Origin of the sequence: Streptomyces durbertensis (assembly GCF_014156695.1) — a bacterium.
Classification (GTDB): domain Bacteria; phylum Actinomycetota; class Actinomycetes; order Streptomycetales; family Streptomycetaceae; genus Streptomyces; species Streptomyces durbertensis.
Map to the genome: position 1 here is coordinate 1 of NZ_WMLF01000012.1, position 19,728 is coordinate 19,728.

General features: G+C 74.5%; 3 protein-coding genes. All 3 read left to right on the forward strand.

Annotated features, from left to right (window positions below):
* Positions 1-288: 288 nt before the first annotated feature.
* Genes GL263_RS01710 through GL263_RS01720 form a run of 3 tightly spaced genes read left to right on the forward strand, consistent with a single transcriptional unit; the run spans position 289 to position 19,258 of the window.
* Positions 289-8,907 (forward strand): non-ribosomal peptide synthetase, encoded by an 8,619-nt coding sequence (locus GL263_RS01710; protein ID WP_182853726.1) that lies wholly within the window; start codon positions 289-291, stop codon positions 8,905-8,907.
* Positions 8,907-18,641 (forward strand): non-ribosomal peptide synthetase, encoded by a 9,735-nt coding sequence (locus GL263_RS01715; RefSeq protein ID WP_182853727.1) that lies wholly within the window; start codon positions 8,907-8,909, stop codon positions 18,639-18,641. The genes GL263_RS01710 and GL263_RS01715 overlap by 1 nt, the downstream gene beginning before the upstream one ends.
* Positions 18,638-19,258 (forward strand): hypothetical protein, encoded by a 621-nt coding sequence (locus tag GL263_RS01720; RefSeq protein WP_182853728.1) that lies wholly within the window; start codon positions 18,638-18,640, stop codon positions 19,256-19,258. The genes GL263_RS01715 and GL263_RS01720 overlap by 4 nt, the downstream gene beginning before the upstream one ends.
* The last annotated feature ends 470 nt before the right edge of the window (positions 19,259-19,728 follow it).

Below are 19,728 nucleotides of genomic sequence, written 5' to 3' on the forward strand. Positions count from 1 at the left end.
GCGGTGGGGTGTCCGGGACCGGCGTGTGGTGTGCGGTGGGTTCGACCCGTTGAACGGGCCCTGACAGTTGAGCGGTTGACCGCTGGCATCTTCCTGCATCGCTCCTTGCCCCGTGCCGGAGCGGGCGACTTTCATGAATGCGGAAGATTTGATCACGCCACGCGAATCCACCCGAATCCCTCGGTCGCCTCCCGGTTCGCCGCAGGCGTGTGACGTCCGGTCGAAGCCGAGAGGTCACGAGCGCTGACCACGCTGCTGCCCGACCAACCAGTCGAGAGTAGAGAGCACATGTCTGTCCACGGGGACCAACTCCTGCCACTGACCGCCGCACAGTCGGGCATCTACTACGCCCAGCAGCTCGACCCGACCAACACGATCTACAACGCCGGCGAGTACCTGGAGATACACGGGGCGGTGGACGCCGGGCTGTTCGAGGCCGCGCTGCGCCGGGTGGTCGCGGAGGCGGACACGCTGCGTACGCGGGTTGTCGACGTCGAGGGCGAGGGGCCCCGCCAGGTGGTGGAGCCGACGCGGCGGTGGGCGTTCGAGCAGGTGGACGTCAGCGCCGAGGAGGATCCGCGGGCCGCCGCCGAGGCGTGGATGCGGGCCGACCTGGCGCGGCCGTTCGACCTGGCCGCTGATCCGCTGTTCCGGTTCACGCTGTTCACCGTCGGCCCGGAGCGCGCGTTCTGGTTCCACCGGTACCACCACGTCGCGGTGGACGGCTTCACGGTGGCGCTGATCGCCCGCCGGGTGGCCGAGGTGTACTCGGCGCTCGTGGAGGGCGCGGAGGTGCCGGAGACGCCGTTCGGGCCGTTGGCCGAGCTCGTGGCGGCCGACGGCGGGTACCGGGAGTCGGAGCGGTTCGCCACCGACCGGGACCACTGGGTCGCGGAGATGGCCGGCCGGGCCGAGCCGGTGAGCATGTCGGGCGCGGTGCCGGGCCTCGCCCGCCGGCTCGCCCGGCGCACGGCGCGCCTGGACCCGGAAAGCGCCCGTGCGCTGAGGGAGTTGGCGCGTGAGGCGGGGGTGCCCTGGCCGGCGCTGGTGCTCGGTGCGACGGCGGCCTACCTCCAGCGGATGACGGGGCAGTCGGAGGTGGTGCTGGGGCTGCCGGTCACCACGCGGCTGGGCAGGACGGCGCGTTCGGTGCCGGGCATGGTGTCGAACGTGCTGCCGCTGCGGCTGTCCGCCCGCCCGGCGATGACGGTCGCCGAGCTGCTGGCGCACGCGCACGGGCGGACCCGCGCCGCGATGCGCCACCAGCGGTACCGCTACGAGGACCTGCGCCGCGACCTGCGGCTGCTGGAGAGCGACCAGCCGCTGCTCGGCCCGCAGGTCAACATCATGATGTTCGACTACGACCTGTCGTTCGGCCCGCACCGCAGCACCGTCCACAACCTGTGCATCGGCCCGGCCGACGACCTGTCGGTGATCGTCTACGACCGGGGCGCCGACGGCGGCCTCCAGATCGACTTCGACGCCAACCCCGACCTGTACTCCGAGGAGCGGATCGCCGACCACCAGCGGCGCTTCCTCACCTTCCTGGACCGGCTGGCCGCCGCCGAGCCGTCGGCGCCGATCGGTGCGGTCGACCTGGTCGACGCGCACGAGCTGCCCTCGCCGGACGCCGTGGCGAGACCGGAAGCGGACGCGGACCTCGCCGAGCTGTTCACGCGTCAGGCCGCGCGCACGCCCGGCAACGTCGCCGTCGTCTACGAGGATGTCGAGCTGACCTACGCGGAGCTGGAGTCCCGGGCCAACCGGCTGGCGCGGCTGCTGGTCTCCCGGGGCGCCGGTCCGGAGGGCTTTGTGGCCCTCGCGGTGCCGCGTTCGGCGGAGATGGTCGTGGCGCTGCTCGCGGTGGTCAAGTCGGGCGCCGGCTACGTGCCGCTCGACCCGGACTACCCGGCGGACCGGATCGCGTTCATGCTGGCCGACGCCGCGCCGACCCTGGTGGTCACGGTGGACGGCAGCCGGCCGGAGGCGCCGACGGTCGACCTGCGCGATCCCGCCGTCGTCGCCGAGCTCGCCGAGCTGCCGGACACGCCGCTCACCGACGCCGACCGGCGCGCGCCGCTGACCCCGGCCGGCCCGGCGTACGTCATCTACACCTCCGGCTCCACGGGCCGGCCCAAGGGCGTCGTCATCCCGCACGCCAACGTGGTGCGGCTCTTCGACAGCACCCGCCACTGGTTCGGCTTCGACGCCGACGACGTGTGGACGATGTTCCACTCGTACGCGTTCGACTTCTCGGTGTGGGAGATCTGGGGCGCGCTGCTGCACGGCGGCAGGCTTGTGGTGGTGCCCTACGCGGTCAGCCGCTCGCCCGAGGAGTTCCTGCGGCTGCTGGTGGAGCAGCGCGTCACCGTGCTCAACCAGACGCCGTCGGCGTTCTACCAGTTGATGCGCGCCGACGCGGAGCACCCGGAGCTGTCCGCCGGCCTGGCGTTGAGGGCGGTCGTGTTCGGCGGCGAGGCGCTGGACCTGTGGCGGCTCGGCGACTGGTACTCCCGGCACGCGGAGGACGCCCCCGTGCTGGTCAACATGTACGGCATCACCGAGACGACGGTGCACGTGTCCTACGTGGCGCTGGACGAGCGGCTGGCCGCCGCCGGCCGGGGAAGCCTGATCGGCGGCGCGATCCCCGACCTCGGGGTCTACGTGCTGGACAGCGGTCTGCGCCCGGTGCCGCCCGGGGTCGCCGGCGAGATGTACGTCTCCGGTGCCGGGCTGGCCCGCGGCTACCTGGGCCGTCGCGGCACGACGGCCGAGCGGTTCGTCGCCGACCCGTTCGGCCCGCCCGGCGGCCGCATGTACCGCACGGGGGACGTCGCCCGGTGGACGCTCGACGGCGAGCTGGAGTTCGTCGGCCGCGCCGACGCCCAGGTCAAGATCCGCGGCTTCCGCATCGAGCTGGGGGAGATCGAGGCCGCCCTGTCCGAGCACGAGGCGGTCGCCCAGGTGGCCGTGGTGGCCCGGGAGGACCGGCACGGCGACCGGCGGCTGGTGGCGTACGTCGTGCCGGCGCCGGGGCGGCGCCCCGAGGGGCTGCGGGAGTTCGCCGGCCGTACGCTGCCCGACCACATGGTGCCCTCCGCCGTCGTGGAGCTCGCCGCCATGCCGCTGACGGCCAACGGCAAGCTGGACGCCCGCGCCCTGCCGGAGCCGGAGTACGGCTCCTCCGGCGGCCGCGGGCCGAGGGACCCGCGGGAGGAGACGCTGTGCCGTCTCTTCGCCGAGGTGCTGGACGTGCCCGGCGTCGGCATCGACGACAACTTCTTCGACCTCGGCGGACACTCGCTGCTGGCGACCCGGCTCGCCGGCCGGATCCGCGCCGCGCTCGGCGTCGACGTCGGCATCAGCGCGCTGTTCACCGCGCCGACGGTCGCCGCGCTCGCCGAGCACGTCGGCCAGGGCGAGGAGCGGGACGCCTCGTTGGACGTCCTGCTGCCGCTGCGGCCGCACGGTACGCTGCCCGCGCTGTTCTGCGTCCACCCGGCGGCCGGGCTGAGCTGGATCTACTCCGGCTTCCTCCGGCATCTGGAGCCCGAGCGCCCGGTGTACGGTCTCCAGGCGCACGGCCTGCGGGACGCCTCGCAGGCGCCGGCGTCGATCGAGGAGATGGCCGCCGCCTACGTCGCCGAGATGCGGAAGGCGCAGCCGAGCGGCCCGTACCACCTGCTGGGCTGGTCGTCGGGCGGTGTCGTCGCGCACGCGATCGCCGCGCTGCTCCAGGAGGAGGGCGAGGAGGTCGGCCTGCTGGCGGTGCTCGACGCCTACCCCGGGCTGGAGCTGCCGCCGCTGGACGAGCAGGAGATCATGGCGACCCTGCTCGACTTCGCCGGCTACGACAGGCGCCGCCTCGGCCCGGAGCCGCTGGAGTTCAACCGTGTCGTGGAGCTGCTGCGGCGGCTCGACAGCGCTCTGGCCGCCCTGGGCAGGCAGGACGTCGCCGCGATGGCCCGGGTGTACGGCGAGGCGAGCGAGCTGATGCGCCGGCACACCCCGCGCCGCTACAGCGGCGACGTGCTGTTCTTCGTGGCCACGCTGGACAAGGTCGAGTTCTCGCCCACGCCGCAGACCTGGCGGCCGTACGTGGACGGCGAGATCGACGTGCACTTCGTCGAGCGCGCCCACACCGACCTGCTCAAGCCCGCGCCGCTCGCGGAGATCGCCCGGGTCGTCGCCGACCGTCTCGCCTTTCTCGGCGGGCCCGCCGAGCCCGTGCCGCCGGCGCCCCGCCCCGAGCGGGTGCCGCTGTCCGCCGGCCAGCGGCGGCTGTGGTTCCTGAACCGGCTGGAGTCGGCGACGCCGTCGAGCGGCGCCTACAACGTGCCGTTGGCGCTGCGGCTGTCGGGCGCGCTGGACCGCGAGGCGCTGCGGCTGGCCCTCGGCGACGTCGTCGCGCGGCACGAGAGTCTGCGGACGGCCTTCCCCGACGAGGACGGCGTGCCGTGGCAGCGGGTCCTGGAGTCGGTCGAGCCGCCCGCGCTGCCGGTCCGCCGGATCGGCGCCGGCGAGTTGGACGCCGTGCTCGCCCGTGCGGCCGCCACCCGCTTCGACCTGGCGGCCGAGCCGCCGTGGCGCGCGGAGCTGCTCGAACTCACCTCCCCTCGCTACGCGGACACCGAGAACGCCGAGGACGCAGCCACGTCCGCGGAGCCGGTGCACGTGCTCTCCCTGGTGGTGCACCACATCGCGTGCGACGGCGCCTCGTTGCGGCCGCTCGTCGACGATCTCGCCACCGCCTACGCGGCGCGCCGGGCCGGCTCCGCGCCGCGCTTCGCGCCGCTGCCGGTGCGGTACGTCGACCACCTCCTCGCCCAGCGTTCCGCGCTCGGCGAGGAGGACGACCCCGGCAGCCGGGTTTCGCGGCAGCTCGCCGCCTGGGCGGACGAGCTGCACGGCCTGCCGGACGAGCTGGAGCTGCCGACGGACCGCCCGCGCCCGTCGGTCGCCTCCCACCGGGGCGACACGGTCCCCGTCCACATCGACGCCGAACTGCACGCACGGATCGCCGAGTTGGCCCGCTCGCGACAGGCGAGCACGTTCATGGCCGTGCAGGCGGGTCTGGCGGCGCTGCTGACCAGGCTCGGCGCCGGTACGGACATCCCCCTCGGCAGCCCGGTCGCCGGCCGGGACAGCGAGGAGCTCGAGGGGCTGGTCGGCTTCTTCGCCAACACCCTCGTCCTGCGCACGGACACCTCGGGCGACCCGGGCTTCGCCGAGCTGGTCGACCGGGTGCGGCGCACCGACCTGGCGGCGTTCGGCCGGCAGGACGTGCCGTTCGACCGGTTGGTCGAGGTGCTGCGCACGCCGCGCTCGTTGGCGCGTCACCCGCTGTTCCAGGTCATGCTGGCCTTCCAGGAGGACGCCGACGGCGTCGTGCGGATGCCCGGGCTGACGGCGGAGCGGTACGAGGTGCCGCGCCGCAGCGCCAAGTTCGACCTGACGCTCGACCTGACCGAGCGCCGGGGCGCCGACGGTGGACCGAGCGGGCTGGACGGCGTCCTGGAGTACGCGGCGGACCTCTTCGACAGGGGCACGGCCGAGCTGCTGGCCACCCGGCTGGTGCGGTTGCTCGACGCGGCCACCCGGGAGCCCGGGCTGCCGCTGAGCCGGCTGGTCGTCGACCACCCCGGAGACCGGCACCGGGTACTGGTCGAGTGGAACCGCACGGCCAGGCCGGTTCCCGAGACCACCGTGCCCGCGCTGTTCGAGCTCCAGGCGTACCGCACGCCGCGGGCGCCGGCGGTGGAGGCCCCGGGCGGGGAGCGGCTGGACTACGCGGAGCTGAACCTCCGCGCGAACCGGGTCGCCCACCACCTGATCAGCCTGGGTGTCGGCCCCGAGGACTTCGTCGCCCTCTCCATGCCGCGCACGGCGGACCTGGTGGTGGCGCTGCTCGGCGTGCTCAAGGCGGGCGCGGCCTATCTGCCGGTGTCTCCCGACTACCCGGCCGACCGGGTCGAGTTCATGCTGGCTGACGCCGCGCCGGCCGTGGTGCTGCGCGACCTGGCCGAGCTGCCGGGCGGGCTGCCGGATCACAACCCGAGCGACCTCGACCGGGTGCGGCCGCTGCTGTCGGGGCACGCCGTGTACGCCGTCTACACCTCGGGCTCCACGGGCCGGCCCAAGGGCGTGGTCGTCGACCACGGCGCCGTGGTCGACCTCGCGCTCTGGGCGGGTGACGCGCTGGGCGCCGCCGCCCTGGCCAGGACGCTGTTCTCCACCTCGATGAACTTCGACGTCTCGGTGTTCGAGCTGTTCGGCACGCTGCTCCACGGCGGCTGTGTGGAGATCGTCCGCGATCTGACGGCCCTGCTGGAGCGGACGGGCGAGCCGTGGCGCGGCACGCTGGTCAGCGGTGTGCCGTCGGCGGTGGCGCCGATCCTGGCGCAGTCGCCGGCGCCGGTGGCCGCCGACACGGTGGTGCTGGCCGGCGAGGCGCTGCCGGCGCGGCTGGTGGCGGACGTCCGCGCCGCGCTGCCCGGCGCCCGGGTGGTCAACGCCTACGGCCCCACGGAGGCGACCGTCTACGCGACGGCCTGGTTCCACGAGCCGGACGACCCGGCCGAGGAGTCGCCACCGATCGGCCGGCCGGTCACCAACGGCCGCACCTACGTGCTGGACGCCTCGCTGCAGCCGGTGATGGTCGGCGCGACGGGCGAGCTGTACCTGGCCGGACGCGGCGTCGCGCGCGGCTACCTCGGCCGGCCCGCGCTGACGGCGGACCGGTTCGTGGCGGACCCGTTCGGCGCGCCGGGCGAGCGCATGTACCGCACGGGCGACCTGGTGCGGTGGCGCGCGGACGGCGAGCTGGAGTACCTGGGCCGCGCCGACAGCCAGGTCAAGGTGCGCGGCTTCCGCATCGAACTCGGCGAGATCGACTCCGTGTTGGCGGCGCACCCGGAGGTCCGGGAGGTGGTCACGCTGGCCCGGGAGGACACCGTCGGCGTCCGGCGGATCGTCTCCTACGTGGTGCCGGAGCCGGGCGCGTCGGCCGATCCGGAGGAACTGCGCGGCCACGCGGCGCGGGTGCTGCCGGAGTACATGGTGCCGGTGGCCGTGGTGCCGCTGGAGCGGCTGCCGCTCAACCCGAACGGCAAGCTGGACCGCGCCGCGCTGCCCGCCCCGCGACTGGCGTCGGTGGCCGAGCGGGCCGCCGGCACGGACGTGGAGCGGCTGCTGTGCGAGCTGGCCGCCGAGCTGCTCGGGCTGGAGCGGGTCAGCCCGGACGACCGGTTCTTCGAGATCGGCGGCGACAGCATCATCTCCATCCAGCTCATCAGCCGGGCCCGTAAGGCGGGGCTGTCGATCACGCCGCGCGACATGTTCGAGCAGGGCACGATGGGCGGGCTGGCCGCCGTGGCGAAGCCGCTGACGACGGCCGACGAACTGGCCGCCGAGCCGGACGTCGGCACGGGCGAGGTGCCGGTGCCGCCGATCGTGCACTGGATGCGGGAGCGCGGCGGGCCGCTGGCCGGTTTCACCCAGTCGGCGCTGCTGCGGGTTCCGCCGGAGCTGGGCGTGGAGCGGCTGGCGGCGGCGGTGCGGGCGGTGCTCGACCACCACGACGTGCTGCGCATGCGGCAGTCGTACGCGCCCAACGGCAGCGGGTGGCTGCTGACCGTGCCCGACCCCGGCACGCCGTCCGCGGAGGACGTCGTGCGCCGGGTGGACGTCTCCGCCACGCCGGACGACCAGCTGGACGAGGTCATCGACGCGCACGCGGCGGAGGTCCGGTTGGCGCCGGGCGAGGGCCGGACGGTGGCGGTGCTGTGGTTCGACGCCGGGGCGGGCCGGTCGGGGCGGCTGCTTGTCGTCGCCCACCACCTGGTGGTGGACGGCGTCTCCTGGCGGATCCTGGTGGGTGATCTGGCGACCGCCTGGGCCACCGGGGACCGTTCCGCGCTGGAGCCCGTCCGCACGTCGTACCGGCGCTGGGCCCGGCACGTCGCCGCGCTGGTCGACGATCCCGGCGTGCGGGCCGAACTGCCGGTGTGGCGCGAGATGTTGTCCGGCCCGGACCCGCTGCTGGGCGCGCGCCCGCTGGACCCGACGAGGGACGTGCTGCGCACGTCGCGTCATCTGGTGGCCACACTGCCGGCCGAGCACACGGCCCGACTGCTCACCACCCTGCCGGCGGCCTTCTCCTGCGGCGTGGAGGATGTCCTGCTCACCGCGTTCGCCGCCGCGCTGGCCGACTGGCGCCGCCGCCTCGGCGGCGGCCCGGTGACCGACGAGGTGCTGCTGGACCTGGAGGGCCACGGCCGCGACACGGTCGAGTCCCTGGACCTGTCCGGCACGGTCGGCTGGTTCACCACCCTCCACCCGGTGCGGCTGGACGCCGGCGCGGCCGCACCCGGCGACGGTGTCGCCCTCGGCGGGGCGCTCAAGCAGGTCAAGGAGCGGCTGCGGGCGCTGCCCGGCAAGGGCCTGGGATACGGCCTCCTGCGCTATCTCGACCCGGCGGCGCGCGGTGAGCTGTCCGCGCTGCCCGCCCCGCAGGTCGGCTTCAACTACCTGGGCCGCTTCCCGGCCGGGCGGGACGCCGACTGGTCGATGGTCACCGGCGGCGACGCGCTGTCCGGTGCCGCCCGCGGCGTCGACCCGGAGACCCCGCTCTCGCACGTGCTGGAGGTCAGCGCCCTGGTCGAGGACGCGGCGGACGGCGCCGCCGGGCCGCGGCTGTCGGCGGTGGTCGGCTGGCCCGACGCGCTGCTGTCCGAGGGCGACGTCGGCGACCTGGTGGACACCTGGTTCCGGGCGCTGACCGCCCTGTCCGAGCACGCCGAGCGGCCCGAGGCCGGCGGCGTGACCCCCTCCGATCTGTCCGTGGCGATGAGCCAGGAGGAGATCGACGAGTTCGAGAACGATCTGCTCAGCGATTGGGAGTCCTGATGAAGCCCCGCCTGTTGGACGTACTGCCCCTGTCTCCGGTGCAGGAGGGGCTGCTGTTCCATTCGATGTACGACCAGGACGGCACGGACGTCTACACCGTGCAGCTCGCCTTCGACCTGGCCGGCCGGCTCGACACGGACCGGCTGACGGCCGCCGCCAGCCGCGTGGTGAACCGGCACGACAGCCTGCGCACGGCGTTCCGGCAGCGGCGCAGCGGCGAGTCCGTGCAGGCCGTGCTGAGCGAGGTGGCGGTGACGGTCGCGGAGGTCGACCTGTCGGAGCTGCCGGAGGCGGCGCGGGAGGCCGAGCTGAGCCGGCTGGCCGAGGAGGACCGTACGCGCCGCTTCGACCTGGACCGCCCGCCGCTGCTGCGGCTGACGGTGGCCAGGACGGACGCCGAGCGCTGCCGGCTGCTGCTCACCCACCACCACATCGTGCTGGACGGCTGGTCGACGGCGATCCTCGTCGGCGAGCTGTTCTCCTGCTACGCCGACGCGTCGGCCGAGCTGCCCCGGCCCACGCCCTACCGCGACTACCTGGGCTGGCTCGCCCGGCAGGACGAGCAGGCCGCCGTCGCCGCGTGGCGCGAGGCGCTGGCGGGGGTGAGCGAACCGACGCTGGTGGTGCCCGCGGATCCGGAGCGGGTCGCGGTGCCGCCGACCAAGCTGGTCGTGTCGATGTCCGAGGAGGAGACGACGGCCCTGGTGGCGTCGGCCCGCCGGCTGGGGCTGACGCTGAACACGGTGGTGCAGGGCGTCTGGGGCGTCCTGGTCGGCGAGTTGACGGGCCGCTCGGACGTGGTGTTCGGCACGACGGTCTCCGGGCGGCCGCCGGAGCTGCCGGGCATGGAGTCCATGGTGGGGCTCTTTGTGAACACCGTCCCCGTGCGGGTGCGGACCCGCCCGGACGAGCCGCTGTCGGAGCTGCTGCGGCGGATGCAGGAGGAGCAGGTCAGGCTGCTGCCCCACCAGCATCTGGGCCTGCGCAGCATCCAGAACCTGCTCGGCGGCGGCGAGCTGTTCGACACCAACATGGTGTTGGAGAACTATCCCGTCGACCCGGACGCGCTGCAGGGCACGGTCGGCGACGACCTGCGGGTCCTGGGCCTTGAGGGCAGGGACGCCGCGCACTACGTGCTGACGTTCTTCGCGGCCGTCGTCGAGGGCCGGATGCACCTGCGGCTGGACTACCGCCACGATCTGGTGGACGGCGAGACGGCGGCGGGCGTGGCGGCCCGTGCCCGCCGGCTGCTGGAGGCGTTCGGCGCCGAGCCGGACACGCCGCTGGGTGCCGTCGAGATGCTGGGTGCGGCGGAGCGCCACCGCGTCCTGCACGAGTGGAACAACACGGCGAACGCGCTGCCGGACCGCTCGCTGCCCGAGCTGTTCGAGGAGCAGGCGGCCCGCACACCGGACGCGGTCGCGGTCGGCTTCGGGGACCGCTCGGTGAGCTACGCCGAACTGGACGGCCTCGCCGACGCGTTGGCGTCCCGCCTGGTCGAGGCGGGTGTCGGCCCGGAGGAGCCGGTGGCGCTGCTCCAGGACCGCTCGGTGGAGCTGGTCGTGTCGGTGCTCGCGGTGCTGAAGGCGGGCGGCGCGTACGTCCCGCTGGACGACCGCTACCCGGCCGAACGGCTCGCGCACATCCTTCAGGAGACGGGCGCGAAGCTGGTCCTGGTCGACGCGGCCCACCGGGAGACGCCGCTGCCGGGTGTCCGGGCGCTGCGCGTCGACGAGCCGGGTGACGCCGTCCCGGTCGTCGGTGCCGGCGACCGCCCGGCCCCGACTCCCGACCGTCTCGCCTACGTCATGTACACCTCCGGCTCCACGGGAGTGCCCAAGGGCGTCGGCGTCACCCATCGGGACGTCGCCGCGCTGGCCCGGGACCGCTCCTTCACCACGGGCGCGCACCGCCGCGTGCTGCTGCACTCCCCGCAGGCGTTCGACGCCTCGACGTACGAGCTGTGGGTGCCGCTGCTGTCCGGCGGCGAGGTGGTCGTCGCCCCGCCGGCGGAGCTCGACATCCCCACGTTGGAGCGGCTGGTGGCGGAGCGGCGGGTCACCGCGCTGTGGCTGACCGCCGGCCTCTTCCGGCTGCTGGCGGACGAGAGCCCGGGGGCGCTCGCCGCTGTCGCCGAGGTGTGGACGGGCGGCGACGTCGTACCGGCCGACTCGGTGCGCCGGGTCATGGCACACTGCCCGGAGACCACGGTGGTGGACGGGTACGGCCCCACCGAGACGACCACGTTCGCCACCCGCCACCGGGTGCGGCCGGGCACCGAGGTGCCCGCCTCGATGCCGATCGGCGCGCCGCTGGACAACACGCGTGTGTACGTCCTGGACCCGGAGCTGCGGCCGGTGCCGGTGGGTGTGGCCGGTGAGCTGTTCGTCGCCGGCGCCGGTGTCGCCCGCGGCTACCTCGGGCGGCCCCGGGCCACCTCGGAGCGCTTTGTGGCCTGCCCGTTCGGCCCGCCGGGCGCCCGGATGTACCGCACCGGCGACCAGGTCCGGTGGAACGCCTCCGGCGAGCTGGAGTACCTGGGCCGGGTCGACGACCAGGTCAAGATCCGCGGCTTCCGCATCGAGCCCGGCGAGATCGAGTCGGCCCTCACCGACTCCCCGCTGGTCTCGCAGGCGGCCGTGGTGGTCCGCGAGGACCGGCCGGGCGACAAGCGGCTGGTGGCCTATCTGGTGCCCGCGGCCGAGCGCGACGAGAGCACGGAGCTGGAGGCCGTCGCCGAGTGGTCGGACCTCTACGACAAGATGTACACCGAGCACGCGGAGAGCGGCGGCTTCGGCGAGAACTTCGGCGGCTGGAACAGCAGTTACACCGAGCGGCCGATCCCGCTGGCGGACATGCGGGAGTGGCGGGACGACACCGTGGCGCAGATCCGTGAGCTGCGGCCGCGCCGAGTGCTGGAGTTGGGCGTCGGCAGCGGTCTGCTGCTGGCCCCGCTGCTGCCGCACGTCGAGGAGTACTGGGGCACGGACCTCTCCCCGGTGGCGATCGACAACCTCCGCGACGCCCTGGAGCGGCACGGCGAGCACACCGACCGGGTCACGCTGCGCGCCCAGCCGGCGCATGACTTCTCCGGGCTGCCGCGGGGCCACTTCGACACCGTCGTGATCAACTCGGTGGTGCAGTACTTCCCGCACGCCGAGTACCTGACGGACGTGCTGCGCCAGGCGGTGGACGTGCTGGCGCCCGGCGGCGCGGTCTACGCCGGCGACATCCGCGACCTGCGGCTGCTGCGCGCCTTCCAGACGGGAGTGCGGCTGGCGAGGGCCGGGCAGGACGCGGACACCGCCGCGCTGCGGACCGCGGTCGACCAGGGCGTGCGCGCGGAGAACGAACTCCTCCTCGCCCCGGAGTACTTCGCGAGCCTGCCGGGCGTGGTCGACGGGATCGGCGCGGTAGACGTCCGGCTCAAGAGCGCGTCCTACCACAACGAGCTGAGCCGCTACCGGTACGCGGCCGTGCTGCGCCGGGAGCCGCTGGACGCGCCACCGCTGCGCGCCGACGAGGCGCCGAGCGCGGCCTGGGGCCGGGACGTCGCCGAGCCGGCCGACGTCGCGGCGCGGCTGGCCGGGCGGCCCGCGACGCTGCGGGTCACGGGCGTGCCGAACGCGCGCCTGGTGGGCGAGGTCGCGGCGGCCCGCGCGCTGGCCGAGGGCGCGGAGGCCGACGCGGTGCGGCGGGCGCTCGAGGAGGCCCCGGCCGGCGTCGAACCGGACGTCTTCCCGGCGTTGGCCGCCGAGCACGGCTACCGCGCGTGCCTGAGCTGCTCGTCGCCGGACGCGCTGGAGGCGTTCGACGTGCTGCTGGTCGCCGAGGCGCTGGCGGACCGTCCCGTCACGGGCACCTGCCCGGCACCGGCCGGCCGGCCCGAGCCGGCCCGGTTCGCCAACGTGCCGGTCACCGCCCGGGACCTGGTCGGCGGCGTCCGGTCCCTGCTGTGCGACCGGCTGCCGGAGTACATGGTGCCGAGCGCCTTTGTCACCCTGGAGGCCCTGCCGCTCACCCGCAACGGCAAGGTGGACCGCCGGGCACTGCCCGCGCCGGACGTCGTGACGACCGCCGGCGGGCGCGCCCCGGCCTCGCCCGCCGAGGAGACGCTGTGCCGGCTCTTCGCCGAGGTGCTGCGCCTGCCCTCGGTCGGGGTGGACGACGGCTTCTTCGACGTCGGCGGCGACAGCATCGCCTCCATCCAGCTGGTCAGCCGGGCCCGCAAGGAGGGCCTGGTCTTCACCCCGCGCGACGTGTTCACTCGCAAGACGGTCGCGGAGCTGGCGAAGGTGGCCGAGGCCGCCGAGCGGGGCGGCGGCGAGCGGCCGGAGGCCGAGGCGCCGGACGCCGGCGTCGGCGAGGTGCCGCTCACCCCGATCGTGCACTGGCTGCGTGAACTGTCGGGCCCTGTCGACGGGTTCAGCCAGTCGGTGCTGCTCACCACACCGCCGGGCGCCGCCGCCGAGCAGGTGGCGGCGGCCCTCCAGGCGCTGCTCGACCACCACGACGCGCTGCGCATGCGGCTGACCCGCGGGGAGGGCGGCTGGTCGCTGGCCGTCGCGCCGCGCGGCGCCGTGCCCGCGGCGCCGCTGCTGCGGTGCGCCGCGCTGGACCGGCTCGACGAGGAGTCGGAGGCGGCCCGTGGCCGGCTCGACCCGGACGAGGGCGTGATGCTGCAGGCCGTCCTGTTCGACGCCGGTGCCGGGCGCCCGGGCCGACTGCTGCTTGTCCTGCACCACTTGGTGGTCGACGGCGTCTCCTGGCGGGTGCTGGTACCGGATCTCGCCGAGGCGTGGCGGGCGGTGTCGGCCGGGCGCGCGCCGGCGCTGGAGCCGGTGCCCACCTCGCTGCGCCGCTGGGCCCAGCGGCTCACCGAGCACGCCACCGAGCGCGCGGCTGAACTCCCCTTCTGGGAAGCGGTGTTGTACGAGGCGGACGCCCCGCTCACGGATGTGCCGCTCGACCCGTCGCGGGACGTCGCGAGCACCGCGCGGTCGCTGTCGCTGACCCTGCCGCCGTCGACCACCGGCGCCCTGCTGACCACCGTGCCCGCCGCGTACCGCGCCGGGATCAACGACGTGCTGCTGACCGCGCTGGCGCTGGCGGTCGCCGACTGGCGGCGGCGGTCCGGCCGCGGTGACGGCCCCCTCCTCGTCGACCTGGAGGGCCACGGCCGGGAGGCCGTGCTGGACGGCACGGACCTGTCGCGGACGGTCGGCTGGTTCACCAGCATGTGGCCCGTGCGGCTGGATCCGGGCGACGGCGACCCGGCGGCGGCGCTCGACGGCGGCCCCGAGACCGGCCGGGCGCTCAAGCGGGTCAAGGAGCAGCTGCGCGCGGTCCCGGACAACGGCATCGGCTACGGCCTGCTGCGCTACCTGAACCCGGCCACGGCCGGCCGGCTGGCCGCCCTGGCGGACGCGGCGCACCCGCAGATCGCCTTCAACTACCTGGGCCGCCTGCCCTCCGCGTCCAGCGAACCCGCCGACGGGAGCGCCCTGGAGGAGTGGAGTCCGGCTCCGGAGTCCGGCGCGCTCGGCGGTGGCGGCGACGCCGACCTCCCGCTGGGGCACGCCCTGCAGATCAACGCGCTCACCGAGGACCGGGCCGACGGCCCGCGGCTGACGGCCACCCTGTCCTGGCCGGCCGCCCTGCTGCCGGAGTCCGACGTCCAGGACCTGCTCGACACGTGGCGGCGGGCGCTCGACGCCCTCGTGCGGCACACCGAGCGTCCCGACGCCGGCGGCCTCACACCCGGCGACGTCCCGCTGGTGTCGCTCGGGCAGGCGGAGATCGAGCGCTACGAGGCCGCGTATCCGGGCCTGGTGGACGTGCTGCCGCTGGCGCCGCTCCAGGAGGGCCTGTTCTTCCACGCGGAGTGGGACGGCACCGGCAGGGACGACTACGTCGTCCAGACGTTCTTCGACCTCGAAGGTCCGCTGGACACCGCCGCGCTGCGGGCCGCCGGCCAGGCGCTGCTGGAGCGGCACGCCAACCTCCGTACGGCGTTCCACCAGCGCCCCGGCGGTGCGGTGCAACTGGTCCTGCCGACGGCCGGGTTGCCGTGGCGGGAGGTCGACCTGCGCGGCCTGGACGAGGCGGCGCGCGAGGCCGGCTTCCGGCGCGCGGTCGACGTCGAGCGCGAGACCCGCTTCGACCTGGGCCGGCCGCCGCTGCTGCGGCTGCTGGTGGCCCGGCTGGGCGACAACCGGCACCGGATCGCCCTCACCAACCACCACATCCTGCTGGACGGTTGGTCGATGCCGCTGCTGGTGGGCGAGCTGTTCCAGCTCTACGCCGAGCGCACGCGCGGCACCGCCGCGCCGCCGAGGCCGACGCCCTACCGCGAGTTCCTGAGCTGGGTCGCCGGGCGCGACGAGGACGCGGCCCGCCGGGCCTGGACGGAGGCGCTGCGCGGCCTGGACGGGCCGACGGTCCTGGCGCCGGCCGAGGCCGCGAACCGCACCTCGGTGCCCGAGCAGGTCATCGTCGGCATATCGCCGGAGCTGACCCGTCAGTTGACCGAGCGCTCTCGCCAACTCGGCCTCACGCTCAGCACGTTCCTCCAGGGTGCCTGGGCGCTGCTGCTCGCCGGGCTGACGGGCCGCAGGGACGTCGTCTTCGGCGGCACGGTCTCCGGGCGCCCGGCGGAGGTGCCCGGCATCGAGTCGATGATCGGCCTGTTCATCAACACCCTCCCGGTCCGGGTGGCGCTCGACCCGTCCGAGACACTGGGAGAGCTGCTGGCTCGGGTGCAGCGCCGGCAGACCGAGCTGCTGGACCACCAGCACACGGGCCTCACCGAACTCCAGCGCCTCACCGGCTACGCGCCGCTGTTCGACACCATCACGGTCTTCGAGAACTATCCGCTGGACGCGGAGGGCATGCGGGAGCCGGCGCCCGGGCTGACGCTGGGCGGAGTGGACGGTCGGGACGCCACGCACTACCCGCTGACCCTGGCCGGGCTCCCGGGCGAGGAGATACACCTGCGGCTGGGCTACCGCCCGGACGTCTTCACCGAGGCGGAGGTGCGAGAGTACGCGGCCCGGCTGGTGCGCGTGCTGCGGGCCGCCGCCGAGCGTCCCGAGACGCCGCTGGCCGAGCTGGACCTGCTCGCCGACGGCGAGCGGGAACGGCTGCTGCGCGGCTTCAACAACACCGCGTACGAACTGCCTTCGTCCGGCACGGCGGTGCACCAGGCCTTCGCGCAGCAGGTGTTGCGTACGCCCGAGGCGGTGGCGGTGCGCTGCGGCGGCCGGGACACCGGCTACCGGGAGCTCAACAATCTTGCTGACGCGCTGGCTTGCCGTCTGCTGGCGGCGGGCGTCCGCCCCGGCGACCGGGTCGCGGTGCTCCAGGACCGTTCGGTGGAGCTGGTGGCGTCGCTGCTGGCGGTGCTGAAGACAGGCGCCGCGTACGTCCCGCTGGACGACCGGTTCCCGGCTGAGCGCTCCCGGCGGGTGGTTGCCGACACCGGCGCGGTGGTGCTGCTGACGGACGCCGCGCACGCGGAGGTCGGCTTCCCGCACGACGCCCGGGTGCTGCGCGTCGACCAATCCGACCCGGCCGTCGACGGTGCCGCCCCGGCGCTGCCCGGCGTCCGTGCGGACCAGCCGGCGTACGTCATGTACACCTCGGGCTCCACCGGAGAACCGAAGGGCGTCGAGGTCACCCACGCCGACATCGTGGCCCTCGCCTACGACCGGGCCATCGCGCCGATCTCCCGGGGCCGGGTGCTGGTGCACTCGCCGCAGGCCTTCGACGCGGCCACCTTCGAGACCTGGGCCCCGCTGCTGTCCGGCGGCACGGCGGTGGTGGCGCCGGCCGGCGAGCTCGACCTGGCCGCGCTGCGGGACGTCCTCACCGAGGAGCGCGTCGACACGGCGTTCCTCACCTCGGGCCTGTTCCGGCTGCTGGTCCAGGAGTACCCGACCGCTCTGGCCGGGGTGCGGGAGGTGCTGTCCGGCGGCGACTCCGTACCGGCGGAGAGCGTCCGCCGGCTTCTGGAGCACTGCCCGGGCACCGCCTTCTCCCACGCCTACGGCCCGACCGAGACCACCGTCTTCGCCACCCTGCACCGCGTCACCTCGGCCGGGGACATCGGCCGGACGCTGCCCATCGGGCGACCGCTGGACAACATGCGCGCCTACGTGCTCGGCGCGGACCTCGCGCCCGCGCCGGTCGGCGCGCCCGGCGAGCTGTACCTGGCCGGTGCCGGTGTCTCCCACGGCTACGTGCGGCGCCCGGGGCCGACCGCCGAGCGCTTTGTGGCGGACCCGTACGGCGCCGCCGGCGGCCGGCTCTACCGCACGGGCGACCTGGTGCGGTGGACAACCGACGGCGAACTGGTCTTCGTCGGCCGCGCCGACGACCAGGTGAAGGTCCGGGGCTTCCGGATCGAGCTGGGGGAGATCGAGGCGGTGCTGGCCGCGCACCCGGCGGTCCGGCAGGTGACCGTGGTCGTGCGCGAGGACCGCGCGGGCGACAAGCGGATCGTCGCCTACCCGGTCCTCGAACCGGAAGCGTCCCCGGGCGAACTGCCCGACCTGCGGGCGGAGGCGGCGAGAGTGCTGCCGTCCTACATGGTGCCCTCGGCGGTCGTGCCGCTGGCCGAGCTGCCGGTCACCGCGATCGGCAAGGTCGACCTGCGCGCGTTGCCGGCCCCGGAGTCCGGCGGCGGCCGGGCGCCGGCCGGCGCGGTGGAGGAGGCGCTGTGCGCGCTGTTCGCCGAGGCGGTCGGGCTGCCGTCGGTCGGCGCGGACGCAGGCTTCTTCGAGATCGGCGGCAACTCCCTGCTGGCTGCCGGGCTGATGGCCCGGATACGGGAGGCGTTCGACACGGACCTCTCGGTGCGCGCGCTCTTCGAGGCGCCCACACCGGCCGCGTTGGCGGCCAGGCTCACCGGCGCGGACGGTGGCGACGCCTCGCTCGCGGTGATCTTCCCGCTGCGGTCCGGGGGCGGGCTGCCGCCGCTGTTCTGCGTGCATCCGGGAGCCGGCGTCGGCTGGCCCTACGCCGGCCTCCTGCCGGAGCTGCCGGACCGCCCGGTGTACGCGGTGCAGGCGCGCGGTCTGACCGAACCCGACGCGCTGCCCGCCACCCTCGGCGAGCTGGCCGCCGACTACGTGGAGCAGATCCGAAAGGTGCAACCGGCCGGCCCGTACCACCTGCTGGGCTGGTCGTTCGGCGGGGTCGCGGCGCACGAGATCGCGGTGCGGCTGCGGGAGGCGGGCGAGCGGGTCGAACTGCTGGCCATGATGGACGCCTATCCGCACCCCTACGCCGGCGAGTACGAGCCCGCGGCCGACGAGGAGAGCGTGCTGGAGATGATGCTCGACTTCGTCGGACAGGACCGCTCGGCGGCGGGCGAGGGCCCGCTGGACGCCGCGAAGGTGGTCGAGGTGCTGCGGCGCGGCCACAGCAGCATGGCCGACCTCGCCGAGCGGCACGTGGCGGCGATGAGCCGGGTGATGGTGAACAACATGCGCCTCGCGGCGGAGGCCCGGCCCGCCCGCTGGGAGGGCGACGTGCTGTTCTTCGCGGCCACCGCGGACCGCGGCGGCGACCTCCACGTCGAGGACTGGTTCCCCTATGTGGCGGGCGCCGTGGACGTCCGTCAGGTTGACTGCCGGCACAGCGAGATGACCAACCCCGAACCGCTGGCCGCCATCGGCCGGTTGCTCGCCGAGCGCCTGGGTGCGGGGGCGAACGAAGGAGAGCCGTCATGACCGACAAGCGCGCCGGCACACCCCGCGGCGACGGGCCGACCGCCGACGGGCGGTCCGCCCTGGACGGCGTCATCCCCGAGTGGGACCGGCGGGAGCGCCACCGGCTGCCGGTGGCGGCCGACGCGGACACGGTGATCCGCGCGGCCGAGGAGCTGACCTGGGGCGAGGTGCCGAGCTTCCGCCGCACGATGGCGACGGTGGGCATGGGGCGCGTGCGGTTCGACCGCGAGCGCCCGGTGCTGAGCATGTTCCTCGACAACGGGTTCCGCTTGCTGCACCGGTCCGAGGACCAGCTGGTGGTCGGCGGCATCGAGCGGATCTCCCGCAAGCAGCCGATCGTGATGATGGGCGAGGAACCGGCGGCCGAGTTCCGGGACTTCGCCATGCCGTCGCACATCCTCATCGCGTTCGACTTCCGGTACGCCGACGGGGTGCTGACGACGGAGACCCGGGTGCGGTGCACCGACGCGAAGGCCCGGCGGCTGTTCGGGGCGTACTGGTGTGTCATCCGGCCGGGCAGCGGCGCGATCCGCCACGTATGGCTGCGCGGCATCCGCCGACGCGTCCTGCGCGAGCAGAGCGGCCAGGGCGGGGCGGACGCGGGGCGCGGACGTTGATGGTTGGCAGCTTCAGGACACGGGAGAGGGGGCCCGTCCGGGGATTGTGACGGGGTGGGGACCGAGAATGCGACTTGGTTACCGGAGGAGACGATTCCGCGACGTTGGGGGCAGCTTCCTGACGTTTGCGGGCGGCCAATTGGACTACCTGTCAACCAGCGCGGGGAGCGGGTGGAAGTTATCCACAGGTCCGGCGGTACCGACGTTGACTGGCTTGCGGCCAGCGAACTAATGTCAGCGTCACCGCCTCGCGACGCAGCGAGTTGCCGTGCGGGGGCACACGTGGCTCCGGCCGTGGTTCAGCGCGACGCGGCCGGACTTCCACATCGTTTCCCGGGTGTCACGTCGAAATGTTGATCGCTCAATTATCGGAGAAGGTGGCAGCTTCCCACGCGCGAGCGGTATTCCGACACCGGCACTCTGGATTCTCGTTTCACATGTAGGGCTCAGGGGGAATTGTGATCAACGCA